Origin of the sequence: Thermomonas alba, from assembly GCF_022419205.1 — a bacterium.
GTDB classification, from domain to species: domain Bacteria; phylum Pseudomonadota; class Gammaproteobacteria; order Xanthomonadales; family Xanthomonadaceae; genus Thermomonas; species Thermomonas alba.
The window spans coordinates 451657-477032 of sequence record NZ_JAJOZU010000001.1 but is presented as its reverse complement, the minus strand read 5'-3'; the positions used below and the strand labels follow the sequence as shown (position 1 = coordinate 477032).

Sequence of the window (25376 nt, the reverse complement as noted above, 5' to 3'; positions counted from 1 at the left end):
CCTGACATTAAGCAAAACCCGTGCCGTCGATGCGTCAAGAATCCCGCGCGTCGTCCTCGACCGTGGCATCGCCCGGGCGGACGATGCCGTACTTGCGAAGTTTTTCCAGCAAGGTGGTGCGACGCAGGCCGAGCAGCGGGGCGGCATGCGCGACCACTCCACCCGCCTGCTGCAAGGCCTGGCGAATCAGCTCGTTTTCGATTTCGGCGATGTGCTGGCGCAGGTCCAGTCCGCCGGGCGGCAGCGAGACCAGCGGGGAGAGCGTGGAGGGATTGGGCCCTGCGGCGGCAGGTTTGGCGAGGGGCGGCGCAGACGCCATCCCTTGCGCATCTTGCGCATCTTGCGCATCTTGCGCCGGCTTGGGCGCGACGAAATCCGGCGGCACCGCCGCGCGGTAGCGCGCCGGCAGGTCGTCAAGGCCGACCCGGCCCTCCGGGTTCAGTACGGCGAGCCGTTCCAGCAGGTTCGACAGCTCGCGCACGTTGCCGGGCCAGTCGTAATGCTGCAGCGCCGCAACGGCTTCGGCCGTCAGGCTGACCCGGCCGCGTCCGGATTCGGCCAGCTGGCGGGTGATGGCGGCCACCAGCTCGGGCAAATCTTCGCTGCGCTCGCGCAGGGCGGGCATTTCGATCGGGAATACGTTGAGCCGGTAGAACAGATCCTCGCGAAACTTGCCCTCGGCGATCAGCGCTTCCAGGTTGCGATGGGTGGCGGCGATCACGCGCACGTCGCACTGGATCGGCACGCCGCCGCCGACGCGCTCGAACACGCGCTCCTGCAGCACGCGCAGCAGTTTCACCTGCATCGCCATCGGCATGTCGCCGATTTCATCCAGCAGCAGGGTGCCGCCCTCGGCCATTTCGAAGCGGCCTTTGCGCTGGGTCAAGGCGCCGGTGAACGCGCCTTTCTCGTGGCCGAACAACTCGCTTTCCAGCAGGTCGGGCGGAATCGCGCCGCAGTTGATCGCGACGAACGGCTTGTCCCGGCGCGGCGAGCGCGCGTGGATGGCGCGCGCGGCGACCTCCTTGCCGGTGCCGGATTCGCCCAGGATCAGCACAGTGGTGTCGAACCGGGCGACCTGGTCGATCATCCGGTTCAGGCGCAACACGGCGGGGCTGCGGCCGGTCGGGCCGACTTGCGGCCGCTCGCGCCGGGCGTCGTCGTCCAGCCGTTTGAGGCTGGCGCGGCGCAGCACGTCCTGCAGCTGGTTGCGGCGGATCGGGTAGGCCAGCGGCCACACCAGGTCGGGATGGATGTGTCGGCGCCAAGGCGCGTCCTCGGCCTGATCGGGCAAAACGATGACCGGCGGATGCAGCGGCTGCTCGGACAGCCAGCGCACGAATCCATCCCAGGCCGCGGTATCCCCGACGTCGCCGGCGATCACGGCCACCCAGTCGCTGGCACGGGCCTTGGCAGGGTCGAGATCGGCCGCATCGACCACCACGCGCGGAGTGAAATCCATGAAGTCCAGCAGCGTCACCAGCCGCTCGCTGCGGCTGTCGTCGGCATCGACCACCAGGATTCGCGATTCACTCATGCCCCGATGCCGCCTCCTGCGTGTTGTCGGCCGTGCCGCCCGCCCATCGTTCCAGCAGCGGCAGCACTTCCTGCATGTAGTTGAGCTTGCTCACGAACGCGTCACAGCCGGCGCGCTGGGCGTGCTCGCGGTGCTCGTTATCGTCGAAATGGCTGACGATCGCCACCAGCGGCGGCGCATCCTGGGCCTTGATCAGGCGCGTGGCCTGCAGCCCGCCCATCTCCGGCATCGACAGATCCATCAGCACGGCGTCCGGGCGCAGGGCTTCCGAGCGGGCCACCGCCTCGATGCCGTTGGCGGCGGTTCCCACGATCTCCACCCACGGATATTTGCGCATGTGCCGCAGCACCGCGTTGATGAAGCCCTCGTGGTCGTCCACGAGCAGCACCCGGATCGTATTCGGCATCGCACCCCCCGTCATCGGTCATCCTGTATGGGCCATTTGCGAGTCGCCGCTGCGCGCGCGTTTGCGCTCGCGTGCGGGCGCGATGGCCAACTGTTCGCGATACTTTGCCACTGTGCGCCGCGCCACGCGGATCCCCTGACGCGCCAGTAGCGCCGCGATCGCATCATCTGCGAGCGGGGCATGCGGGGGTTCGGTTTCGATCAGGCGGCGCACCATCGCCTTGATCGCCGCGCCGGACACGTCGGCGCCCTCCAGCCGCACCGCGAAGAACTGCTTGAGTTCGAAGGTGCCGCGCGGTGTCTGGATGTATTTGCCGGTGGTGATGCGCGAAACCGTGGATTCGTGCATCCCGATCTCTTCGGCGACATCCTTCAGGGTCAACGGGGCGATGTGTTCCTCGCCATGCTCGAGGAAGTCCTGCTGGCGCGCGACCAGGATGCGTGCGGTTTTGAGCAGGGTCTCGTTGCGCATGCCCAGGCTGCGCAGCATCCAGCGCGCCTCCTCCAGCAGCGCGCGCATGCCTTCGTGTCCGCTGGCGGCCTGCTCGGCATAGGCGCACAGGCGCAGCCGGGGCTGGCTGCGCTCGTTCAAACGCACCTGCCAGCCGCCGTTGGCGCGCCAGGCGATCACGTCGGGGACGACATAGGCCGGTTCGGGCTCGGGGGGCTGCTCCACCGGATGCGGCTGCAATGACAGCACCAGCGACACCGCCGCCGCCACCGCCTCCGGCGCGACGCCCAGCGCGGCGGCCAGCCCGGGCAGGTCATGCCGAGCCAGCCGCTCCAGGTGCGACGCCACGATCTGCATGGCCAGAGCGCGGGTCGGTTCCGAGGGCAGGGCGCGCAGCTGGGCCAGCAGGCATTCGCGCGGATCGGCTGCCGCCATGCCTGGCCACTCGCCGTCCAGCAGCCGCTGGCGGGCGGCGAGCAGTTCGGCCGCGGTGACGTCCGGCAGCTCCTGGCGCAGGGCGGCGACTCCCTGCGCCGCCAGCGCCTCAGGCGCGCCTTCCAGGTAGCCACGGTCGTCGCAGCAATCCAGCCAGTACGCGGCCAGGGCCAGTTCGCGCGGCGTGCTGCGCACCGCCATTTGCGCCAGCAGACGTTGGCGCGGATCGCTGGACTGCCCGGCGGGAATGCGAGCGGTCGGATCCTCGTCGGGATCCCCGGTATAGCCCCCGCCGGACAGGAACATCGGCTCTGGCAGTTCATCCCAGGCGGCCGCTTCCAGACGGGCGCGTTCGGCTTCCCCCACGTCGGGCAGCGAAGGCTCCTCGGGCTCCAGCCGCTCGAGCAGCGGATTGCGTTCGAGCAGTTGCTGCAGTTCCTGCTCCAGTTGCAGCGACGTCACCTGCAGCAGCCGGATGGACTGCAGCAGCTGCGGGGTCAGCGCCATCTGCTGCCCCAACTTCGCCTGCAAGCTTGCCTTCATCCACTGCCCCCGAACGTTCGAGTCGGCCGGCCTCCACGAGAAGCCAGCGTGCGTTCACTATCGGAAAAAAAACCGGAAATGTCGAGTTTCCGACGCCTCACCGCCGTGACATTGCGCGTGCGGGCATCGGGCAGGGACGCGCACGTTCAGACGCTGCGGCGGCGCTCGGCGACGGCGCGGCGATGACGCCGGAACAAGTGGCGCTCCAGCGCGGCGCAGACCCCCGGAGTCAGCGGCTCGAACCGTAGCCACAGCTGGCCTGCCGCATCGGCGGAGGGCGCGTAGGCGATCACCCGGGCCGGCAGTGCCAACGGCTCCGGCAGCCAGGGGGCGGCCTGGATCCGGAAAACGCCGCTGTCTTCCAGGCCAATATGGCTGTCCTGGTGCGGTGCGTACGGCAGGCGCACCCCGAGCGCCGACCATTGCAGCGCGACCTCGTCGAGCTCGCTCGCCATGCGCCCGAGGTTGCCGATCAAGGTCAGCAGCAGGTCCAGCTTCGCTTCGATCCGGCGCAGCGCGGGGCCCTGCGTGGCCTCCTCGTCCTCGGAGCGGCTGTCCTCGATCACCGCGATCGCTCCCAGCGCAGTCTCCGCGCGCAGGCACAAGCTTTGAATCTGATGCGCCTGCAGCCGCTGCGGGCTGAACCCGGCACGCACCCGCTCCTGGCACGCCAGCGTCTGCCCGAACAGCAGGTCGTCGGCCGCTTCCGGCGCGCTCATGCGCCCGACCCGAGATACGCCCGCGCCCCGCGCTGATGGCGCTGCAACTGGCGCAGCTGTTCGCCGACGTGATCGCGCAGGCGGGCGAGCTCTTCCAGAAAGGCCTGCTGTTCCTGCAGCAGGCAGGCCCAGCGCTGGGCCTGGCGCGGATCCAGCAGGGCGTCCGCAGTCAGGGCCTGGCGCACTGCGCGGTCGTGCGCTTCCAGCAGGGCAGCGGCCATATCCAGATCGGCCTGTCCGAGCGCGACGCGGATGGCCTCCGCGGGCAGGACAGGAACCGCATCTGGCGCGTAATCGGTCATGCGGCTGCAGGCTCGATCGCGCGCCAGGCGCTTTCGATCTCGGCGATCAGGCCATCCACTTCCTGAAGCGGGGTGGGATCGTTGTGCAGATTGGCGTCCAGCAGACGCCGCTGGGCATAGTCGTAGAGCGCCGCCAGCCCCGCGGCGACCTCGCCTCCGGCCGCATGGTCGAGTGAACCGTCGAGCTCGGCGATGATCCGGCAGGCCTCACCGATGGCCTGCCCTTTGCGCGCAAGATCGCCTTTCTCGAGGCAGGCGAGCGCCAGCTGCAGGCGCTCGCGCAGGCCGGCCAGCAGCAAGGCCACCAGGCGGTGCGGGCTGGCCTCCAGCACCGCGCTCTGCACGGCGGTCTGACGGTACTGTTGGGCGGAAGCGCGTGCGTTCATGGTGATTGGTGATCTTCAGGCTTTGTTGGCGGCGCCAAGCTGATTGGCGATATAGGTGGAGGTGCCCTGCATCTGCGCCATCAGCGCATCCAACGCGGCGAACTGCTGCCGATAGCTGGCTTCGAGCCGGGCCATGCGGTCGTCCAGGGTGGCGCGCTGATCACTGATCGATTTCAGGCGCTTGTTCAGGTCCTGATTCCGGACATCCAGCAGCCCCTGCGCGCCGTTGAAGTTGTGCAGGATGTCGCGCATGGCCTTGCCGAAGGCGGCGTCATCTCCGAGCAGGTTCTTGACCGCCTGCGGATTGCCGCTGATGGCGGCGTCGAACTTGCTGCCATCCAGGCTCAGCGAGCCGTCCACTGCGGTCGAAAGCCCGATCGCGTTGAGCTCGGCGTAGTGGTTGCCGACCGCGCTGCGCAGCGACTGCATCATGCTGCGCGCGGTGGCATCCCCGCTCAAGGGGCCGGCGGTCTTGCCATCGCCACCGGCGGCGCTTTGGGTGCGAATCGTCGAGAGCGCCGCGTTATAGGCGCTGACGAAACCGAGCACGCTGGCTTTGAGCGTGCTGGCGTCGCTTTCGACCTTGAGGCTGTAAGGCTGGCCGGGATTGGCCTTGGTGAGGGTCAGGCTGACGCCGTCGATCAGATCGGTGAGCGTATTGCTGCTGCTGGTGCGGGTGACGCCATCCACGACGACCTGCGCATCCTGCGCCGCCGCGACTTGGGTCAGGGTGCCACCGCTGGTGGCGAGCACGGCCAGACCGCCATTGCCGCCGCTGGCGCTGATGGTCAAGGCGCCAGCGCTTCCCTGTGTGCCGGAGGTCAGCACCAGCGCATCGCCGCTGTCGCCGCGCACCAATGTGGCCAAGACTTTGCCGCCCGCCTGGCTGTTGATGGCATCGCGGATGTCGGCCAACGTGCCCTTGCCGGAGTCGATGGTGACATCGAACGGCGTGCCGCTGCCGACCTGGAACGTCAACGTGCCATAGCCGATCTGGGTGTTGCTGGCGGCGAATGCCGAGCGCAGCTTGTGCGCGCTGGCCAGCTGCTCCACGGAAATCGAATACGTGCCGAGCACGGCGCTGCTGCTGGCGCTCGCGGTAAACCCGGCGCCGTCCTGCGGGGTAGCCTTGCGGCCGGGCAGGGCGCCGTTGCCGGTCAGCTTGGACAGGGCCGACTCCAGCCCCGACAGCGCCGACTTGAGCTGACCGAATGCGGACAGCTGCGCCTTGACGCTGGTCTCAGCCGTCGTCAGCCGCTTGTCGGCAGGCGCACGCTCGGCCGCCACGAGCTGGCTTACCAGGCCGACGACATCGAGCCCGGAGCCGATACCTGCGCTGGTGATGGTGGCCATGGAATACTCCTTACAACTTGCGGGGCGCGGCGGCGTTCCGCTTTTTGGATATCGGCGCCGCTGGGTGCGACTTTAGCCTGCGGGCCGCGCCCCTGGCTGAATGGGTCAAGCCTTGTGATCCAGCAGGCCGCTGCCCGTCTCAGCCAGGCGGCGGGCGAGCGCCAGCGCCACGTCGTCCGGGATCTGCATCAGTGTCTTGCCGTCTTCATCCACCACCGACACCACGACTTCACCGATGTCCTCTTCCACCCGGAAGCGCAGCGAGGTGCGCGCGTTGGCGCGAGAGAGCGCCTCGTCCAGGGCTTTCTGCAGGGCTTGACGGTCGCGTTCGGCAGCGGCGCCGGGGGCGGCGTCCGGCGGCAGCGGGGCGGCCTGCGCGGCCTGCGCGGCAGGCGCCGACGCGCTTGCGGAGACGACGGCTGGCGGCGTGGCGGCAGCAAACGGCGACGCCCCGCCAGGGGAGGGCGGGGAGATGCTTGCGCCGGACATCGGAATCGTGCCTGGCGGTGCGGGAGAGAACACAACGATCGACATGACGGCTCATCCGGAAAGAGCCGTGCGGGGAGCCATCCGGGCTCCCCGCCGGGGACTACGGGATCAGCGCAGCAGACTGAGCACGTTCTGCGGCACCTGGTTGGCCTGGGCCAGCATGGCCGTACCCGCCTGGGTGAGGATCTGGGTGCGGGTCAGCTCGGCCGTTTCCTTGGCGAAATCGGTGTCGCGGATGCGGCTGCGCGAGGCACTGAGGTTCTCGGCTGCCGTGTTGAGGTTGGTCACCACCGAAGCGAAGCGGTTCTGGATCGCACCCAGATCCGCGCGGCCGGCGTTGATGACCTTCAGCGCCGCATCCGCCACATCGATGGCCATCTGCGCGCCCGCGAACGAACTGACGTTGACGTTACCGATGCCGGTGACGCTGGAGGACGTGCCCACGGCGCCATTGGCAAAGCCGGCGACGGTGGCATCGTTGGTGGTGCCGCCAACGGTGATGGCCGCGCTGGAGCTGAGCGTGAGCTGACCGGAAGCCGAGTCGTAGTAGGCACCAACCCCCGTCTGAGCGGAGACGCGGTTGATGGCCTCGGCCAGCTGGCCGGCGCGCTCCTGGGCGCTGCCTGCGGCGGCGATCGCGCCGATATCGGTGCCGTTGATGGTGACGCCGCCTGCCGCGATCGCGGTGGCGAAACCGGTCAGCGAAGAAACGGCCACGCTGCCCGAATAGCGTGTGACCGTGCCGCCAAGCGCGCTGGTCTGCGCATTGACGATACTGCCGATGGTGATCGTCTCGCCGGCATTGGCGCCCACCTGGAAGGCGACACCTGCGAAAGAGCCATCCAGCAGCTTGGTGCCGTTGAAGCTGGTCTGGGTGGCTACACGCTGGATTTCGTCCTGCAGCTGCACGACTTCCTTCTGCAGCGCGTCGCGGTCGGACTGCGAGTTGGTGCCGTTGGACGCCTGCACCGCCAGTTCGCGGATGCGCTGCAGGTTGTTGCCGATCTCGGACATGGCGCCTTCCGCGGTCTGCGCCAGCGAGATGCCGTCGTTGGCATTGCGTGCGGCCTGGTTGAGGCCTCGGATCTGCGAGGTGAAACGCTCGGAAATGGCCAGGCCCGCCGCGTCGTCCTTGGCGCTGTTGATGCGCAGGCCCGAAGACAGACGCTGAATGGTGGTGGACAGGCTGGCGGAGTTGGTCGCCAGATTGCGCTGCGCATTCAGCGACATCACGTTGGTGTTGATCATGGTGGTCATGGGAGTCTCTCTCCTGAAAGTAGGCAATGCCGACGTGGGTCAGGGCGTAGCCGGTTGGGGTTCCGCAGAGGGCTTGCCGAGGAAGAAGGCTTGGGTCCACTGCTGACCCCGTTAACGGGCCGGCGGCGGCAGGCTTTAGGTAAATTTTCGAAATTGCAGAATGAATCGCAGATTTCGAATAAAAGTTGTGCATGCCCTAAAGTTTTCTCGGGACTGCACGAGGCGGCTTCCGCCAAAGGCTGGGCTGCAAGAACCGCTGGCCATCCGATGCGGACAGGTGGCCGCATGCGCGAAAGGCCGGTGATGCCGCAGAGCGTTCAACGCTGCGCCGATGAACGCATCAAAGCTTGTCGAACAGCGAGCTGCCTTGCAGCCTGGCCATCATCCGCTGGGCCGCTTCCAGCGCGGTCATGTTGTATTGCAGGCGGCTGATGGCATCGGCCAGGTCGGTGTCGCGCACCTTGGAGAGCATCTCGTTCAAGGTGACGTTGCTGGCGCTGGAGACATCCGCGACATCCGCAAGCCCAGCCAGCTGCACGCCGGTCCTGGCGCGGATATCCTGCAGATGATTGTGGGCATTGACGATGTCTTCGAGCCCTGCGCGCATGGCGTTCGCAAGACGTGCGCGGTCGGGGTCGCTCGCGACCGGCGCATCGAGCGCATCGGCGAGGGTCTTCAAGGTGGTGAAGACGTCCTGGCTGGGAGATTTCTCCAGCACGAAGGTATCCCCAGTGGCGGGGCTTCCGCTGATCACGAAGGTGGCGCCCTGGGCATTCACCGCCTGGCCCGAGGTCCAGGCGCCAGACACCGGCGGTGTCAGCGGGTTGCCGTTGCCATCCACCACCTCGTAGCTGGTCGGGCTGGTGAAGCGCAGTTGCAGGGTGGCGCCATTCCAGGTGATGGGATCGGTCACCTGCGCGGACTCGATGCGCCCGGTACCGGCGTTGGCGGCGCTGGCGCGGGTCCGGCTGATTCCGTCGCCGGTGGGAATGCGCATGAACACGCGGCTCCCCGGGTCGGTATCCGCCACGGTGCTGTCATCGGCCACGTCCACATAGTTCTGCCCGTCGTTGCCGACGTAGCTGACGCTGCCGCCCGCATCCACGAAAGGCTGCACGCCATCCTGGGTCCCGGCAAACAGGCGGCGGCCGTGGCCATCCTCACGGTTTGCGATTTGCAGCAGATGCTCGCGCAGGCTGCGCAGTTCGAGCGCGATGGTATGGCGGTCGCTGTCGCTCAAGGCACCGCTATTGGCTTGGATGGCCAACTCCCGGGCGCGTTGCAGCACATCGCCGGCATCCCCGAGCGCGCCTTCCTGCTGCTGCAGGCGGTCGCTGAGCTGCGCGTTGTTGCGCTGGTACTGATCCAGCCGCGCCAGCGCCTGTTCGAGTTGCTTGGCCTGGGTCATGCCGGACGGATCGTCGGCGGCGCGGCTCAGGCGAACCCCGGTGGCGATCTGCTGCTGGTATTTCTGGATTTCCGCCTGCCGGAACTGCAGCGCCGACAAGCTTTGGTAGTGGATCTGGGCGGTGGAGATGCGCGTGCTCATGCCTGGCCCTCCGCTCAGCGACGCGTCACCGACAGCAGCGTCTGGAACATGGTGTCGGCAGTGGCGATGATCTGCGAAGCCGCCTGATAGGCCTGCTGATAGCGCAGCATGTCGGCCGCTTCCTCGTCCAGGTTGACGCCGCTGAGCGACTCACGGTCATTGGCAAGCTGATCGTCGATGGCCTGCTGTGCCTCCCGGGAGAGGTCGGCATACCGCGCGGCGCTGCCCGCCTGGCCCACCATGCGCGCGATTCCGCTGCCAAGATCGACCGTGCCGCCATCGAGCAGCTTGCGCTGATCGAGGCTTGCCAGCTGCCGGGCATTGGCGTTGTCTGCGGAATGCGGCCCGGTGCGGCTCAGGGTGAAGGAGTCGCCGGCGGTCGGTGTTCCGGTCAGGGTCAGGCTCCAGCCGTTGCCGGCGATCGGGCTGCCGGGCGTGTAGGTATAGGGGCCGTTGCCATCGATGGTGTAGTGGGTGGCGTCGATGAAATCGAGCGTGGCGGAAGTGAAGCTGGCGAACTGAACCGGATCGGTAATGGCCGAGCCGGACACTCTGGCGCTGCCAAGATTGCCGGGATCCGCGGCCCCCAGGATCGGGGCGGCCGCGGCGATGGCATTGGGGTCGCTGATCGCAAGCCGCAGACTGCCCGCCGCGTTGGCGGTCGGGCTGACGAGGAAGGTGTCGCCTGCCGCGGCACCGGGACCGACCACGATGGCCAGCCCGCCGACCTTGAACGGGTTGGCGAGCGTTCCGCTTCCCGTCATCGTCACGGCCTGGCCCGTGTCGGCGCGCTGCGCGCTCCAGTTGCTGCCGTCGAAGCGCAGCGTCAGATCCTGGCCGGTCAGCGCGCTGAGGTCATCCACGCTCACGCTCAGGCTGGCGCTGCCGGTGTTGGCCGGATTCGCCGCGACCAGAGGCGGCGCGAGCGCGAACAGGGCAGTGCCGATGTTGCCGTTGTAGTCGATGCCGGCGGTCTGGATGGCATTGGCCTGCTGCGCAAACGCGGTGGCGATACGGCCAAGCTCCGCCCGCATCGGATCGAGATTGCGGCTGCGGTATTCCAGCAGCCCGCCCACTTCGCCGCTGACGGTGCTTTCGGGCAGGCGCTGGGTTCCAGTGGGGGTTTGCAGGGTCAGTTGCAGCCGGTCCGGACGGTAGGGATCGGGGCTGGTTGCCAGGCTCGAAGCGCGCACACCCAACACCAGCGGCTGCCCGCCGGGGGTATAGACGTTCATCGCGCCGTCGTCCTGAATCACGGTGCTCGCGCCGACCAGCCTGGCCAGCTCATGAACCCGCTGTTCGCGGGCATCGAGCAGATCGGACGAGGCGCTCTCACGGGCGCCGATGATGTTGCGATTGAGATCCGCGATCTCGCTGGCCAGACGGTTGACATCCGCTATCCGGCTGGTGAGTCCGCGATCGACATCGTCATCCAGCGACGCCAGCTGGCCGTCGAGCAGGCGGAAGCGCGCGGCCAGCTGCTCGCCGGCGGCCAGCATCTGGCTGCGCGCCGGGTTCGAGGTGGGGTCGGCCATGACCGCCTTGGCCGCGTTGAAGAAGCTCGACCACGGGCCGCCAAGGGCGGTCGCGGAATCGGACATCAGGCTGTCGATCCGCGCATTCTTCTGCGCGAGCACATCCAGGCGCCCCAACTCACCGGCGCTGTCGTTCTGGCGCGAGAACACCAGGCTGTCTGCCAGACGCCGGATGTCCTTGACGTCCACGCCGCGCCCGATGCTGATGGCGACGTTGTCGCCAGGGCGCGCCTGCAGCTCCACCCGCTGACGGCTGTAGCCGGGGGTGGCGGCGTTGGCCACGTTGTGGCTGACGGTGGCCAGCGCGCGCTGGTAGGCGAGTAAGGCCGAAGTGCCGGTGCCGAGGATGCCGGATGTCATGGCTCATCCCTCCAGCCCGTCGAGGGCGCGGCGTAGCGTTGGGCCATCGGCAATCGCGACGATCTTCGCCGCATATGCAGGGTCGGTGGCGTAGCCGGCACGCTGCAAAGCGCTGGCGAACTGGCGAATGTCACCGCCGCTGCCGCGCGCGGCCGCATAGCGCGGGCTTTGCAGCAGGCGGGCATAGTCGGCGAAGCTGTCGGCCGGACTGCGGTAGCTGCGGAAGCGCGCCTGGGTGCGGATGCGGCTGCCGTCCACGTACTCGTAGGTGGAGGCTTCGACCTGTTCCCCACGCCAGCCGCCACCGGCCTTGATGCCGAACAGATTGTGCGATGTCGCCTTGCCATCCTTGCCCGCCAGCCGGCGGCCCCAGGAGGTTTCCAGCGCTGCCTGCGCCACCAGCGCCTTGGGCGATACGCCGAGTTGCGCTGCGGCTTTCTTGGCATGCGGCCAGATCGAGCGGACGAAGGCATCGGGGCTGCTGCAATCGAGTGGCGCGTTCTCGTCGCAGGTGGCGTTGGCGGCAGACAGCTGCGGCGGACGCGCCGGCAGCGCCATCGCCGGTAGCGAGGTGCCTGCGCTGGCAGGGGTCAGCGCGAGGGATTCACCGCGCAGCCCCGCCGGCAGCGGTAGCCCGGACGGCGTGTCCGCCGGCGTCAGCGGCAATGGACGCGCCGAAGGCGCGAGCGGCAGAGGGGCGGTGGGCGCAGCCGGAGCCGATCCCGCCTGCGCGTGGGTCAGCTGGCGCACGATCATCGGCTGCAGCCCCAACCCGCGGCCCTTGGTCAACTCCTGTGCCAGCGCCTGGTCGTACAGCTCGCGGTAGGTGGTGTCGCCACCCAACGGATCGCCCGGGGTGGTGCTGCGCAGGCTCTTGATCAGCATCTGCGCGAACTGGCTTTCCAGCCCGCGGGCCGCGTCCTCCACGCGCGCGCGCTCCGGCGCCTGGGAGCGCTGGAGCGGGATGGGAGTGGCGGCAGGCAGGCGCATGTCAGTCACCTAGCAATCGGCGTGCCATATCAGATCACTTCCAGTTCGGCGCGCAGCGCGCCGGCCTGCTTGAGGGCCTCCAGAATGGCCACGATGTCGCCCGGGGCCGCACCGACCGCATTCACCGCGCGCACGATTTCTTCCAGCGAGGCGCCGCCCTTGAACAGCACCATGTGATTGGCCTCGGCGCTGGCGCTGATCGTGGACTGCGGCACGGCCACGGTCTGACCCTGACCGAACGGGCCGGGCTGGCTGACCTGGGTGGATTCGCTAATCGTGACCGTGAGCGAGCCATGCGCCACCGCGGCCGGCAGCACCGTCACCTGACCGCCCATGACCACGGTGCCGGAGCGCGCATTGACGATGACCTTGGCCGGTGCGGTGCCGGGGTCGATCTCCAGCGCTTCCAGCGCGGCGAGAAAAGCAATGCGGTCGCCGGGAGGCGGCGTCACTTCGATGGTGACGCCGTCCAGCGCGCGCGCGCGCCCGGGCCCGAACGCGCGATCGATCGCCGCGACGATGCGCGCGGCAGTGGTGAAATCGGCCTCGTGCAGGTTGAGGGTGACATTGCCCGTCGTCGCAGAAGCGGGGGCCGGGCGCTCGACGATGGCACCCGACGGAATGCGGCCGCCGTTGGGGGCATTCACCGAGATCTTCGAGCCGTCGCGTCCGGATGCCCCGAAGCCACTGACGATCAGGTTGCCCTGGGCAATCGCATACACCTGGCCGTCGGCGCCTTTCAGCGGGGTCATGAGCAGGGTGCCGCCGCGCAGCGAGCCGGCGTTGCCGATCGAGGAGACGGTGACGTCGATGGCCTGGCCTGGCTTGGCGAACGGCGGAAGTTCGGCATTGACCGCGACGGCCGCCACGTTCTTCAGCTGCGGATTCACGCCCGGCGGGATGGTGGCGCCCAGCTGCTCCAGCATGGTTTTCAGGCTTTGCACCGTAAACGGGGTCTGGCTGGTGCGATCGCCGCTGCCGTCCAGGCCGACCACCAGGCCGTAGCCGATCAGCGGATTTCCGCGCACACCGGCGACCTGCGCCAAATCTTTGACACGCTCGGCGCAAGCCGGCGCAGGCGCCAGCAACAGCGTGCACAGTAGGGCAGACAGCGCGGTCAGCAGGCGGGGCATCATGGTCGCCTCCCTCAGAACGGCGCGAGGGCCGAGTTGAAGAACCGGGCGAGCCAGCCCATCGCGTTGGAGCGGGCGAGGATGCCACGTCCGCCATAGACGATGCGGGCGTCGCCCACGCGGTCGGAGGTCACCCGATTGTCGGGACCGATATCGGCGCGGCGGACGATCCCTTGAATCTGCACGATCTCATCGCCCTGATTCAGACGCAGCTGCTTGTCGCCGCGCACCAGCAGATTGCCATTGCCGAGATCCTGCACGACCTGCACGGTGAGCTGACCAGCCAGCTTGTTGCTCTGCGCGCTGTCGCCGCTGCCGCCGAAGCTGCGGTCGCCGCTCAGCGAGGCGGACAATCCGGGCAGCACGGCGGTGCCGAGGGTTGGCGCGCTCACGCTGGTGGCGTTCTTCTTGCTCACTGCCGTCTTGGCCTGGGTGGAGGCGGTGGTGTTTTCGACTAGCACGATGGTGAGCAGGTCGCCGACCTCGCCGGCCTTGTTGTCCTCGAACAGCCGAATGCCCTTGCCGCTGCGCGCGGCATAGATCGAGCCGCCGCCATCGCCGGGCCGCGGCGGATCTGGCGCCGCCACCGGTGATGGCGCCACCGCCGTGGGCTGGATCGCGTCGAACGGACGCACATCGCCCTGCAGGCGGTTGATGCCGGCGCAGGCCGCCAGCGCCAGCGGCAGGACGGCAGCGAGCATGGCAACGCGGGCGGAAGTGGGGAGGCAGCGCATGGAGCATCTCACACGTTGTTGTTCAGGTAGCCCAGCATCTGGTCGGTGGTGGAGATCGCCTTGGCGTTGGTCTCGTAGGCGCGCTGGGTTTCGATCATGCTCACCAGCTCTTCCACCACGTTGACGTTGGAGCCTTCCAGCGACCCTTGCACCAGTCGGCCGAGGCCACCCGTGCCGGGGCCACCGGTCTGCGCCGGGCCGCTGGCGCCGGTCTCGGCATACAGGTTCTCGCCCAGCGACTGCAGGCCAGCCGGGTTGACGAAATCGGCCAGGGTCAGGGCGCCGATCTGCACCGGCTGCGCCTGCCCGGCAAGCTGCACGCTGACCGTCCCGTCTGCGCCGATGGTGATGCTCTGCGCGCCTTCCGGCAGCTGCAGCCCGGGCTGCACGGGATAACCTTCACTGGTCACCAGCTCGCCCTGCGCGTTGATCTGGAAGCTGCCGTCACGGGTATAGGCGGAGGTGCCGTCCGGGAGCAGCACCTCGAAGAAGCCGCGCCCGTTGATCGCCACGTCCAGCGCGTTGCCGGTCTGGTTCAGCCCGCCCTGCAAAAACTGCTTGGAAGTCGCCGCCACGCGCACGCCGGTGCCGACCTGCAGTCCGGTCGGCAGCTGGGTCTGCTCGGATGTTGCGCCGCCCGGCTGCCGCAGGGTCTGGTAGAGCAGATCCTCGAAGCTGGCGCGATCGCGCTTGAAGCCGGTGGTGTTGACGTTGGCGAGGTTGTTGGAAATCACCCCCATCTTGGTTTGCATCGCATCGAGGCCGGTCTTGGCGATCCACAGGGCCTGGGTCATGGCGGTGTCCTCGTAAGAAAACGGAAGCAGAAAGGCAGGTCAGCGAACGATGGCGCTGGTGGCGCGCGCGTTCTCGTCTTCCCTGCGCAAGAGCTGTACCTGCATGTCGAACTGACGCGATAGCGCGATCATCGACACCAGTGCGCCAGCCACATCGACATTGCTGGATTCCAGCGCGCCGCTGACCAGCGCCGCGCCGGTCGATGGCGTCGGCTGCGTGCCCGGCCGCGGGCGCATCAGCCCATCGTCGCCCCGCACCAACTCGCTAGGTTTGGCGGTGACGATCTGGAGCCGGGCGGCAGTGGCCATGGTCGAAGCCGGCTGTCCCTGCGGCACGATCGAGATCGTGCCGTCCTGGCCGATCTCCAGCGCCTGATAGGCCGGAATCGACACCGGCGCCCCGTCCGCGCCGAGCACCGGCAGCCCGCGCGCGGTCATCAGCAGCCCGTTCGCATTGAGCGTGAGGTCGCCCGCGCGGGTATAGGCGACGCCGCCGCCGGCATCCTGCACCGCCAGCCAATGCTCGGGCTTGAGCGCGATGTCCAGTGGATTGCCGGTGTTGCGGAGCGCTCCGGGGCGCGCATCGACGCCCAGCGTCTGCGCGACGGTCGCAACCCGTGAGGGCAGGCCAGGGCCGGTGACGGGCACCGCCACGGTGGCGTCCAGCGTCGCCTGGAAACCCGTGGTGTCCACATTGGCGAGGTTTTGCGCCACCGTGGCCTGGCCGCGCAGCATCGCGCTGGCGCCGGTCATGGCGATGTAAAGAGCACGATCGGTCATGGCAGACCTCCTGCCATTCCGGCGGCGCCCGCCGGAATGGCCATCTCATCAGCGGATATTGATCACGGTCTGGGTGATCTGATCCTGGGTCTGGATCATCTGCGCATTGGCCTGGAAGTTGCGCTGCGCGGTGATCATGTTCACCAGCTGCTCGGTCAGATCCACATTGGACGCTTCCAGGCCGCCCCCCTGGATCAGGCCGAAATCCGACGTGCCCGCCTGGCCACGCAGGGGCTGTCCGGAGTTGAAGGTTTCCGCCCAGGCGTTGTCACCGAGCGACTGCAGCCCTTGAGGATTGGCGAAGTTGGTCAATGCGATCTGCCCGAGCGGCAATGCCACGCCGTTGGTGTAGCGCGCCGACACCACGCCTTCCGGCGAGATGTCGATGCCGGTGATGCGGCCGGTGGCGTGCCCATCCTGGGTCAGGGTCTGGATGCTGAACGCGCTGCCGTACTGGGTGGAGTTGCCCAGATCCAGGGTGATGTTCAGCGGCGCCGAGCCGTTGGGCGGAGAGTAGGGCGGCAGGCTGATCTGCGCCGGCGAAGGCGACGTCAGCACACCGGCATTGGAAAACTGCAGCGTCTGCGCAGGACCGACCGCAGTGCCGTCGATGTAGGTATAGACCTGCCACTCGTTTGGATTGGCGGTCTTGACGTAGTACATCGACTGGGTGTGGGAAGCGCCCAGCGAGTCGTAGATCGTGAGGGACGTGGTGTTGTTGTATGTGGCCGGGTCGTTGGGATCGAACGGCGTGATGCTGGGAGTGCTGGCCGCAGCGGGCAGATTGGTTTCGACCTTCACCTTGGTGGTGGGCGCCGGCGGGGAATCGCCGCTGGGAATCCGCAGATCGCTGAGGCGGCCGGTATCAAAGCCGCCGGAGACATTGGGCGCAAACACCTGCAGCCGCTGTCCGGACGGGTTGACGATATAGCCATCGCGATCGGCACCGAAGTTGCCGGCCCGCGAGTAGACCAGGCTGCCCTTGTCGGACAGTGTGAAGAAGCCCTGGCCGGAGATCGCCATGTCCAGCACGCGCCCGGTGAAGTCGATGTTGCCTTGGCTGAACTGCTGGGCGACCGCCGCCAGGCGCACGCCCGCGCCGATCGCATTCTGGGAAACCCCGTAGGTGGACACCGGGAACACATCGCTGAATTCGGCGCGCGAGCTCTTGAATCCGGTGGTGTTGACGTTGGCGATGTTGTTGGCCGTGACCGCCAGATCGGAACTGGCCGCGTTCATGCCGCTGATGGAGATGCGAAAGCTCATGGGAGTGCGCTCCTGATTGGGGAAATCGGCCGCGATCAGCCGATGCGTCGGACGGAAGAGAGCGGGTAGCTGCCGAGACCGGCAAGGTTGAGCACCAGTCCCTGGGGTTCGATCGAGACGCTGTCGATACGGGAGGCGAGGCGCACCGCCAGCGCCTCGGTGTCCTTACCACTGCCGGCGGTGGCGCGGAAAGTGAACTGCCCGGCGGGAACGACGTTGCCGGCTTCATCCCTGCCATCCCAGACGAACTTGACGGCGCCGGCCTGCTGGGCCTGGAAGCTGAGCCGGCGCACCACGCTGCCGCTGGCATCCACGATCTCGAGCTGCACCGGCCCGGCGCGGTTGACGTTGATTTCGCCGCTGGCGCCGCTGCCGCCGTCCAGCTGGACCTTGTCCGCATCGACCAGGGCGTTGTGCCCCACCAGCGTCGCGGCGCGCAGGGATTGATCGTTCTCCATCACCGTGGCCATGGCGCTCATGGCCTGCTGCATGTTCTCGATGCCCTGCACGGTGGAGAACTGCGCAAGCTGCCCCAGGAACTCCGCGCCTTTGAGGGGGTTCAGCGGGTCCTGATTCTTCATCTGCACGGTCATCAGGCGCAGGAAGTCGGCCTGGCCCATGCTGCCGGTGGAGCCTTTCTTGGAGGCCGCGTCTGGCAACGCGAACTGCGCGTACGGGTTATCGGCGGCGGCGGTGGATCCGATGGTGTTCATGGTCAGCGGCCCATGTTGAGTGTGGCGACCGCCAGTTCCTTGGCGCTGTTGAAGACTTCGACGTTGGCCTGATAGCTGCGCGAGGCGGAGATCATGTCCACCATTTGCGCCACCGGATCCACGTCGGGGGCATACACATAGCCCTGCGCATCGGCCAGCGGGTTGCCCGGGTCATAGCGTTTGACCGGTGCGGCCGTGCTCTCGCGGACTTCGGCAACGCGCACACCGGAGAGCGCCGGGTTGTCGGGGACGGCCTCGGCGATGAATACCGGCTGCCGGGCGCGATAGGCGCCTTCCGGGCTGCCGGCGACGGTATTGGCATTCGCCAGATTGCTGGCCACCGTGCTCAGGCGCACCGATTGCGCCTGCATGGCCGACCCGGCGACATCGAAGATCGGGAGATTGCTCATGGCCTGCCTCCGCTTACTGGCCGGTGATCGCGGTCAGCATGGTTCTGACCTTGGATTCGACGAACGCCATCGATGCCCGGTACTCCAGCGCCGCTTGCGAGAATGCGGCCTGTTCGCGCGCGGTATCGACGGTGTTGCCATCCAGGCTGGGCTGGGCGCTTGGACGCGCGTAGAGCGCCGCGCCGACCGCGCCCTGGTAGCGGTCTTCGCCGGCCGCGCCTGCCGTCGGCGCCAGCGCGGCCTGGAGCGCCGCGGTGAAATCCAGATCCTGGGCCTGAAAGCCTGGAGTGTCGGCATTGGCCAGGTTGGAGGCGAGCACCTGTAGCCGCTGCTCGCGCAGGATCAAGGCCGTGCCGTGGATGCCGAGGAAATCACTCATGCGACCCTCCTGGGGCGTGTTCGCATGAGTTCAAGCAAATAGCATGCCGAAGCCGTGACGACGTCCCGCCATGCGGGTATTGTCATCGAGGCTGGCGGGGCGCGCCCTGCTGAAAAGGCGGCTTGCAACTACCCCTTCTCAAGAAGTCAATCCATATAAAACAATGGATTGGATATAAAACTTCATCCAAGCTGTGAGATTCTGGCCGCGATCCGCTCCGCCAGTTCTTCCTGCGAGTACTTCGGAACGAAATCGTCCGCGCCGACCCGTTCGACCATGGCATGGTTGAACACACCCGAAAGAGAGGTGTGGAGCAGCACGTAGAGATCTTTCAGCATCGGGTCGCGTCGGATTTCCGACGTGAGCGTGTAGCCGTCCATCGCGGGCATCTCGATATCGGAGATCACCATCGCATAGCGCTGCGCGGGGCGCTGGCCACTGGCGGCGATCTGCCTGAGATGCTCCAGCGCCTGGCGGCCGTCGGACATCTGGGTGCAGCCCAGCCCGAGTTGATCCAGCACGCTGCGGATCTGGTTGCGCGCCACCCGTGAATCGTCCACTACCAGCACCTCATAGCGGCCGCCTTGCGCCGCCGGCAGCACGGAAAGATGCCCGGTTTGTGCCGGTAGCGCCTCGGCCAGCACGCTCTCAACGTCCACCAGCTGGATCAGCTCGTCGTGATAGCGGGTGACCCCGACCAGATAGTGGGGATCGTTGCCCAGCTCCGGGGGCGGCTTTACGTCCTCCACCGCGATGTTCACGATGCGATCCACCGCGGAGACCAAAAACCCCTGCACGCTGCGGTTGAACTCGGTCACCACCAGATAGTTGGCGTTCGGGTCGCCCGGCTGGCCGATGGCGGCGGCAAGATCCAGCACCGGCACGCTGCGGCCGCGGATGTCCGCGGCGCCGAGAAAGCTGGGGGGGAGCTGGGGCAGGGTGAACAGGGGCGGGCGCTGCAGGACCTCCTGCACCTTGAACACGTTCACTCCGAAGACCTGCCGCCCTCCCAACCGGAACAGCAACAAGGCCAGGCGGTTGTGGCCGGCCAGACGGATGCGTTGGTCGATACGGTCGAGAAGTTGATTGCGCGCCATGACGGCATTGTCGGCCGCGCTCGTTCCATCTTGAGGGGCTGCGAGGGCATGGGTTTTGCTTTGCATCCAACGTCCGGGCCTACTTCATGCACGCCAGTCCCATGCAAATCCATCGCCCTCCCGTCTCCTACCTGCGCCGGCGTCTTGTTGGGCGGTTCGGCCTGCCATGGGTGGTCGCTGCCTTGTGCGCCCCGGTATTCGCGCAGCAACCTCTGCAAGACATCGCGGCGATCCAGCAGGCTGCGCTGAGCGCGCTGCAGGCCGGCCCCGGCGTCCAGGCCATGGTCGCGCCAGGGCTGCGTCTGGCCGCCTGCCGTCAGCCCCTCACGGCGACGCCGAGCACCCCGACCGTGGCCGACGTGCGCTGTCCGGATACCCCCGGCTGGCGCCTGTTCGTGCCGGTCCGCAACGGCCCGGCGACGCCCGTTGGCACGGCCGCCTCCGGGCAGGCGACGGATTCCGGCGCGGCGGCCGTTATCGTCAGGCGCGGGGATCCGGTGGTGCTGCGCGCCCGTGTCGGCAACTCCGAAGTCCGCATGGGCGGCCGCGCGCTCGGGCAGGCGGTGGCGGGCAACATCCTGAACGTGGAAAACGACAGCTCGCACCGGATCATCCGCGGCCGCCTGAACGCCGACGGTACGGTGGACGTCGTAAATTGATGTTTTTCCGCCGAATCCGCCTAAAGTCCGGCTGCAGTCGGCCGTTATCTGGCTTGCCCCACCTCGGAACCGCTGGTCATGAACACGAAAATCGAAGGCCACCTGCCTGCAAAACAGGCCGCCATGGAGGCGAGAAATCTCGCCGAGACGGCGCAGGCACGCGCGGGCAGCGTACGCGCACCGTCGGTGCAAGCCACCCCTCCGGTGGACAGCCTGCGCCTGACCGGCGAGGCCGTCGGCCTGAAGGCATTGGCCAAGGAACTGGCGACCCCGCCCAAGGTGGATCTGGCCAAGGTCAAGGAAATCCGCAGCGCCATCGATGGCGGCAGCTACCAGATCCACCCGCAGGACATTGCCGACCGCATGCTCGCGCTGGAGCGCGACATCCTGAAGTGACGATCCCATGAGCGCCGACGTCGACGTGCATCCGCTGGACGCGCTGGAGCAGGCCCTGCAGGCCGAGCGGCGGGCTTTGCTGGAGCATGACGTCGATGCACTGCTGCAGGCGGCCTATGCGAAGCTGGCAGCCCTGCGCGACGCCGAACGCGTCGCCGGGCCGGAGGATCACGCGCGCATTCAGGCGCTGCAAGCGCTCAATCAAGCCAATGCCGTGCTGCTGGCTCGCCGCCGCCGCGAGATCGCCTGGACCTTGCGCTACCTCGGCCGCAGCGAGGCCACGGGTACCTATGACATGTCCGGCTTTACTCGCAGCACGTATGCAGGAAGCCGCCTGCTGGGGTGTGGATGAGCGAGCCGCTTGACCCGCCCACCGGGCTGTGGAGCGATGACGCGCGCTGGGCCGCCAGCACGATTGGCTTTCCGGTCTTGCTGCTGGATGCGCAGCGCCGCGTGCATCTTGCCAATCCGGCGGCGCAGGCGCTGGCAGGTAAGCTCGATCTGGAGCCGGCTGCAGGAGCCGAGTCTCTGGTCGCCCTAGTCAGCGATGCGCAGTGGGAGAGCGCGCTCCGGGATGGGTATTGGAAAGGTGTCGTGCGGCCGGATCCGGAGCATCCGCTGGCCCTCGAGATCCATTGCGGGCAGTCGCCGGACACACCGCACTGTCTGATGGTGCTCGTAGACATCAGCGCGCGCGACGAGCGCCAGCGCCAGTACGCCGAGCTGCAGCGCACGGTGGAACGCCTGGCCACCACCCAAGAGCAGCTGCTGCGGTCCGAGAAAATGGCGTCGATCGGCCAGCTGGCCGCAGGCGTGGCGCACGAGATCAACAACCCGATCGGGTACGTCGGCTCCAACCTCGGAACCCTGCAGGAGTACAGCGCCGCGCTGCTGGCGCTGGTCGAGAAATATCACGAGGCGCTGTTTTCCGAGGATCCTGCCGCACGCCGTCAGGAGATCATGCAGGCACGCCAGCAGCTGGACATCGACTACATCCTCGGCGACCTGCCCAACCTGCTCAAGGAGTCGCGCGAGGGCATCGAGCGCGTCACCAAGATCGTGCAGGACCTCAAGGATTTCTCGCGGGTGGGACGCGACCAGAAAATGCAGCCGGCCGACCTGCTGCAGGGACTGGACTCCACCCTCAACATCGTCTGGAACGACCTCAAGTACAAGGTGCGGCTGGAGAAGCACTATTCCAGCCTGCCGCTGGTGGAGTGCCTGGCCTCGGAGATCAACCAGGTCTTTCTCAATCTGCTGCTCAATGCCAGCCAGGCGATCGAGCAGCGCGGCACCATCGTGCTCGCCAGCGGCTGCGACGACAAGGAAGTGTGGATCAGTATCAGCGATACCGGCTGCGGCATTCCTCCGGAAGTGATGCCGCATCTGTTCGATCCGTTCTTCACCACCAAGCCGATCGGACGTGGCACCGGCCTGGGGCTGGCGATCTCCTACAGCATCGTGGCCAAGCACCACGGCCGGATCGAAGTCACCAGCACGGTGGGGCAGGGCAGTACCTTCCGGGTGGTCTTGCCGATCCGGCAGCCGCAGGATGCGACGCAAGAGGCTGCCAAGCTGCCGTCTGACGTGGAGTGACCGGCGCGCCGATCACTCGGCGTCTTCGCTGGGAATGACCTGGGCGCGGCGCTGCTCGGCCAGACGAAACGCGGCGCGGATGTGCCCACGCAGTTCGGCGTCATCCCACGGCTTGAGGAGGAACCGGAAGACCGCTCCCTGGTTTACCGCCTCGCTGATGGTGTTGACATCGGTATAGCCCGACAGCGCCAGCCGGATGGTGTCCGGATACATGTCGCGCACCCGTCCCAGGAACTCGGTGCCGCTCATGTCCGGCATGCGCTGGTCGGACACGATCACCTGGACGTCGTTGCGGGCCAGCAGGTCGAAGGCTTCATTCACGCTGCTCGCCGTGAGCAGGCGGTAGCCATCGCGGCGCAGCAGCCGCACCAGCGAGCGCAGCACGTTTTCCTCATCGTCCAGCAACAGCAGGGTGCGCGTCGGTTGTTGATCCGCGCCCGTTTGAAACACCTGCGGAAGCAGGAAGCGGCGGCGCAGCAGTTCGTCGATGTCCGTATCCGGCAGCGGCGGGCTGAACAGATATCCCTGGAAGAAATCGCAGTGATGGCGGCGCAGAAAGCCGAGCTCGGCTTCGGTCTCCACGCCTTTGGCCACCACGGTCATGCCCAGCTTGTGGCCCATGGCGATGATGGCGCGCACCAGCGCGGCGCTGCGTGGCGAGCGGATCACCTCGCGCAGGAAACTACGGTCGATCTTGAGCCGATCCAGCGGGTGCCTGGCCAGGCTGACCAGGCTGAGTCCGCGCATGCCGAAATCGGCCAAGGCCAAGGTCGCGCCCATGGCGCGCAAGGCGGCAAGATTCCCCGCCAGATGCAACGCCTCCATCGCCAGCGCCGCCTCCGAGATCTCGAACTCGAACGCGCTGGCCGGGACTTCGTTGCGATGGAACAACTCGCCGATCAGGTCCGGGCACTCGCGGCGGGTCAGCAATGCCATATCCAGCGGCACCGCCGCCGTGAGATAGTCGATGCCCTGCTCACGCCAGCGCCGCATCTGCCGCATTGCGGTCTCGATGGTCCACAGCCCAACCGGGGCGGACAAGCCGGCACGCTCGACCGCCGGCAGCACGCGGCTGGCGCGCAGCACGCCTTCCTGGGTGTTGTGCCAGCGCAGCAGCGCGCTGCACGAAACGATGCTGCCATCCTGCGCGCTGACCGTGGGTTGGTAGTACAGACGGAACTCGCTGCGCGCGATGGCATCGACGAAGCGGTGGCCCTGCAACGGATCGGTGGCTGCCGCGTGCTGTGGTTCGGGCGCGAACTGCGAAAAGCCGCCCGGGCCTGCGCGTTTGGCCCGGCGCATCGCCTGCTCGGCCGCAGCCAGCAGGCTGGCAGCATCATGCGCGTGATCCGGATAGACCGCCAAGCCGATCGCCAGGGTGATGTCGAGGCTGTAGGGAGCAACCTGCACAGGGGGTTCGAACGCCTCACGCAGGCACTCTGCCAGTTGCTCGCCATCCGGCTCACCGTCGCGATAGGCGATCGCAGCGAGGAACTCCTCGCTGGCAAGTTGCCACAGCCAGGTACCAGGCGGCATTGCCTGTTGCAGGCGCTGCGCGGTCACCGCCAGCACCCGCTCGACGATGTTTTCGCCCAGAGTGGCGTTGATGCTGCCGACTCCATCCAGATCGATATGCAGCAGGGCCAGCTTGCGCTGAGGGCCGATACTCGCGATCACCGAGGCCAGGCTAGGGCCGCTGGCGCCGAGTCGATGCAGTTCCACAGTTCCCGTCGAGATGGCGTTGCTTCGCTCGTCAAGATGCGCCATGGAGTTCACAGCCAGAGGGCTTCGAGGTTGGTGAAGCCCCATTTTTCCGGGTTTTCAGGGCCAACGATACTGTCCTGGCAGGCCGGATCGGCGAGGTCGAGCGTGTGCACCAGCACCTTTTCCTTGCGCCGCAGCGAGTAAAACACCCGCACTTTGGGTTTGAGCAGGGACTCGCTGCTTTGCTCGGCGACCACGGCCAGGTGTTCGGAAGCCAGCCGCACCAGGGCGCCGATCGGATAGATGCCCACCGTCTTGACGAATGCGTTGAAAATCCGCTTGTCGAAATGCCCCTCCCAGCGCGCCATCTCGCGCATCGCGCCGGCCGGATCCCACGGCGCCTTGTACGCGCGTACCGATGTCACTGCATCGTACACGTCGCAAATCGCCCCCATCCGCGCCAGCAGCGAGATCTCTTCTCCCCGCAATCCATGCGGATAGCCGCGCCCATCCATGCGTTCGTGGTGGTGTAGGGCGATGTCGATGACTCCGGCTTCCGCGCCAGCTTCCTGCAGCGCGCGCGCGCCAGCGGCCGGGTGGGTCTTCATCACCGCGAACTCCTCATCGGTGAGCCGCCCGGGTTTATTGAGGATCTCGAGCGGCATGAAGGCTTTGCCAAGGTCGTGCATCAACCCGCCGCAGCCGGCCATCTTCGTCTGCACGGGATCCAGGCCGAGCTGGCGGGCCAGTGCCAGCATCAGCGCCGCCACCGCCACCGAGTGCAGGTAGGTGTAGTCGTCATGCGTCTTCAGCCGGGCCACGCTGATCAGCGCCGAAGGGTTGCGCAAGACCGAGGCCTGCATCTCCTCGACCAGCGGCAGCACGCTTTCCGGCTCGATGCTGTTGCCGAGGCGCAGCTCGCCGAACAGCGCCATGACCTGCTGCTTGCCGGACAGACAAATCTCACGCGCACGCTCGATTTCGGCATGCAGCGCCACCGGGCCGGCCGATTGCATTGGCTGCCGGAACCGCTCGGGCATGCGGTCCTGCGCGATTTCCTCGCGCTCGGCCTCGGTCAGGCCCGCCGTCGTGGAAGCGTTCGCCCGACCGTCAGGTTCATCATCTGCCGCAGGGGACGGCGCCGAGGCTTCCGGCCCATCCAGCCCCAGGCCGCGCGCGGTATCGATCCAGACGCTTTGGATGCCGGATGCGATGATGCGCTGCAGATCTTTGGGATCCTCCAGCAGAAAGCTGTTGCGCAGAAACGGGTGATCCAGCCACGAGCCGCCCAGCTTGTGCAGATACATGCCGACACGCAGGCGGGAGACTGGGATTTGGAGAATCGTGGGACTCATGAGACAGCTAAACCGGTCTCCAAGAAGAGAGAGGATATCGTGCGCCCGT

The 25376-nt window shown here is 67.3% G+C and carries 27 protein-coding genes; 4 read left to right on the top strand and 23 right to left on the bottom strand.

Annotated features, from left to right (window positions below):
- Positions 1-34 precede the first annotated feature (34 nt).
- The 21 genes from ML342_RS02300 to ML342_RS02200 all read right to left on the bottom strand — a co-directional run bounded on the left by ML342_RS02300 (position 35) and on the right by ML342_RS02200 (position 19617).
- Entirely contained in the window at positions 35-1537 is a 1503-nt protein-coding gene (locus tag ML342_RS02300) for a sigma-54 dependent transcriptional regulator (RefSeq protein ID WP_240125291.1), read from the bottom strand.
- Positions 1530-1943, bottom strand: a complete 414-nt coding sequence (locus ML342_RS02295; RefSeq protein WP_240125290.1) for a response regulator — start codon at positions 1941-1943, stop codon at positions 1530-1532. The genes ML342_RS02300 and ML342_RS02295 overlap by 8 nt, the downstream gene beginning before the upstream one ends.
- 18 nt (positions 1944-1961) lie before the next feature.
- On the bottom strand, positions 1962-3371 hold the full coding sequence (gene rpoN, locus ML342_RS02290; RefSeq protein ID WP_240125289.1) for an RNA polymerase factor sigma-54: 1410 nt from the start codon (positions 3369-3371) through the stop codon (positions 1962-1964).
- 146 nt (positions 3372-3517) lie between these two features.
- Positions 3518-4090: a PilZ domain-containing protein gene (locus tag ML342_RS02285; protein WP_072756655.1), complete on the bottom strand. Its 573-nt coding sequence runs from the start codon at positions 4088-4090 to the stop codon at positions 3518-3520.
- Entirely contained in the window at positions 4087-4392 is a 306-nt protein-coding gene (locus ML342_RS02280; protein ID WP_240125288.1) for a hypothetical protein, read from the bottom strand. Before ML342_RS02280 ends, ML342_RS02285 begins: the two co-directional genes overlap by 4 nt.
- On the bottom strand, positions 4389-4778 hold the full coding sequence (fliS, locus tag ML342_RS02275) for a flagellar export chaperone FliS (RefSeq protein WP_240125287.1): 390 nt from the start codon (positions 4776-4778) through the stop codon (positions 4389-4391). The genes ML342_RS02280 and fliS overlap by 4 nt, the downstream gene beginning before the upstream one ends.
- Before the next feature lie 15 nt (positions 4779-4793).
- Positions 4794-6131, bottom strand: coding sequence for a flagellar filament capping protein FliD (gene fliD / locus ML342_RS02270; RefSeq protein WP_240125286.1), 1338 nt, complete (start codon positions 6129-6131; stop codon positions 4794-4796).
- 105 nt (positions 6132-6236) lie between these two features.
- Positions 6237-6665 carry a flagellar protein FlaG gene (locus tag ML342_RS02265; protein WP_240125285.1) on the bottom strand — a complete coding sequence of 143 codons (429 nt, stop codon included), beginning with the start codon at positions 6663-6665 and terminating at the stop codon, positions 6237-6239.
- A gap of 63 nt (positions 6666-6728) precedes the next feature.
- The gene (locus ML342_RS02260; protein ID WP_240125284.1) at positions 6729-7877 is read right to left on the bottom strand and encodes a flagellin; all 1149 of its coding nucleotides are present in this window, start codon (positions 7875-7877) and stop codon (positions 6729-6731) included.
- Positions 7878-8217: 340 nt separating this feature from the next.
- Complete coding sequence (gene flgL / locus ML342_RS02255) at positions 8218-9426, bottom strand: flagellar hook-associated protein FlgL (protein ID WP_240125283.1); 1209 nt, start codon at positions 9424-9426, stop codon at positions 8218-8220.
- A 14-nt stretch (positions 9427-9440) separates the two neighbouring features.
- Complete coding sequence (flgK, locus tag ML342_RS02250; protein ID WP_240125282.1) at positions 9441-11321, bottom strand: flagellar hook-associated protein FlgK; 1881 nt, start codon at positions 11319-11321, stop codon at positions 9441-9443.
- 3 nt (positions 11322-11324) lie between these two features.
- The gene (gene flgJ / locus ML342_RS02245; RefSeq protein ID WP_240125281.1) at positions 11325-12311 is read right to left on the bottom strand and encodes a flagellar assembly peptidoglycan hydrolase FlgJ; all 987 of its coding nucleotides are present in this window, start codon (positions 12309-12311) and stop codon (positions 11325-11327) included.
- A gap of 29 nt (positions 12312-12340) precedes the next feature.
- Positions 12341-13447 carry a flagellar basal body P-ring protein FlgI gene (locus ML342_RS02240; protein ID WP_439655129.1) on the bottom strand — a complete coding sequence of 369 codons (1107 nt, stop codon included), beginning with the start codon at positions 13445-13447 and terminating at the stop codon, positions 12341-12343.
- 11 nt (positions 13448-13458) lie between these two features.
- Positions 13459-14178: a flagellar basal body L-ring protein FlgH gene (locus ML342_RS02235; RefSeq protein WP_240125279.1), complete on the bottom strand. Its 720-nt coding sequence runs from the start codon at positions 14176-14178 to the stop codon at positions 13459-13461.
- A gap of 8 nt (positions 14179-14186) precedes the next feature.
- Complete coding sequence (gene flgG, locus ML342_RS02230) at positions 14187-14972, bottom strand: flagellar basal-body rod protein FlgG (RefSeq protein ID WP_240125278.1); 786 nt, start codon at positions 14970-14972, stop codon at positions 14187-14189.
- A gap of 39 nt (positions 14973-15011) precedes the next feature.
- Entirely contained in the window at positions 15012-15752 is a 741-nt protein-coding gene (locus ML342_RS02225) for a flagellar basal body rod protein FlgF (protein WP_240125277.1), read from the bottom strand.
- 48 nt (positions 15753-15800) lie between these two features.
- The gene (flgE, locus tag ML342_RS02220; protein ID WP_240125276.1) at positions 15801-17018 is read right to left on the bottom strand and encodes a flagellar hook protein FlgE; all 1218 of its coding nucleotides are present in this window, start codon (positions 17016-17018) and stop codon (positions 15801-15803) included.
- Between the two features lie 35 nt (positions 17019-17053).
- The gene (locus ML342_RS02215) at positions 17054-17731 is read right to left on the bottom strand and encodes a flagellar hook assembly protein FlgD (protein WP_240125275.1); all 678 of its coding nucleotides are present in this window, start codon (positions 17729-17731) and stop codon (positions 17054-17056) included.
- 2 nt (positions 17732-17733) lie between these two features.
- Positions 17734-18141, bottom strand: coding sequence for a flagellar basal body rod protein FlgC (flgC, locus tag ML342_RS02210; protein WP_240125274.1), 408 nt, complete (start codon positions 18139-18141; stop codon positions 17734-17736).
- A 13-nt stretch (positions 18142-18154) separates the two neighbouring features.
- Positions 18155-18520 carry a flagellar basal body rod protein FlgB gene (gene flgB, locus ML342_RS02205; protein ID WP_240125273.1) on the bottom strand — a complete coding sequence of 122 codons (366 nt, stop codon included), beginning with the start codon at positions 18518-18520 and terminating at the stop codon, positions 18155-18157.
- Positions 18521-18702: 182 nt separating this feature from the next.
- Positions 18703-19617, bottom strand: a complete 915-nt coding sequence (locus ML342_RS02200; RefSeq protein ID WP_240125272.1) for a chemotaxis protein — start codon at positions 19615-19617, stop codon at positions 18703-18705.
- Between the two features lie 101 nt (positions 19618-19718).
- Between ML342_RS02200 and ML342_RS02195 the strand changes: the two genes are divergently transcribed.
- From ML342_RS02195 to ML342_RS02180, 4 genes are all read left to right on the top strand, one after another.
- Positions 19719-20276, top strand: a complete 558-nt coding sequence (locus ML342_RS02195) for a flagella basal body P-ring formation protein FlgA (RefSeq protein ID WP_240125271.1) — start codon at positions 19719-19721, stop codon at positions 20274-20276.
- A 78-nt stretch (positions 20277-20354) separates the two neighbouring features.
- Entirely contained in the window at positions 20355-20672 is a 318-nt protein-coding gene (flgM, locus tag ML342_RS02190) for a flagellar biosynthesis anti-sigma factor FlgM (protein ID WP_240125270.1), read from the top strand.
- Positions 20673-20679: 7 nt separating this feature from the next.
- The gene (locus tag ML342_RS02185) at positions 20680-21024 is read left to right on the top strand and encodes a flagellar protein FlgN (RefSeq protein ID WP_240125269.1); all 345 of its coding nucleotides are present in this window, start codon (positions 20680-20682) and stop codon (positions 21022-21024) included.
- Entirely contained in the window at positions 21021-22268 is a 1248-nt protein-coding gene (locus ML342_RS02180) for an ATP-binding protein (RefSeq protein WP_240125268.1), read from the top strand. Before ML342_RS02185 ends, ML342_RS02180 begins: the two co-directional genes overlap by 4 nt.
- 12 nt (positions 22269-22280) lie before the next feature.
- On the opposite strand, the gene ML342_RS02175 is transcribed toward ML342_RS02180, so the two are convergent.
- Together ML342_RS02175 and ML342_RS02170 are read right to left on the bottom strand one after the other, a co-directional pair.
- Positions 22281-23945, bottom strand: a complete 1665-nt coding sequence (locus ML342_RS02175; RefSeq protein WP_240125267.1) for an EAL domain-containing protein — start codon at positions 23943-23945, stop codon at positions 22281-22283.
- Positions 23946-24040: 95 nt separating this feature from the next.
- Positions 24041-25327: a cyclic di-GMP phosphodiesterase gene (locus ML342_RS02170; protein ID WP_275672344.1), complete on the bottom strand. Its 1287-nt coding sequence runs from the start codon at positions 25325-25327 to the stop codon at positions 24041-24043.
- Between the last annotated feature and the right edge of the window lie 49 nt (positions 25328-25376).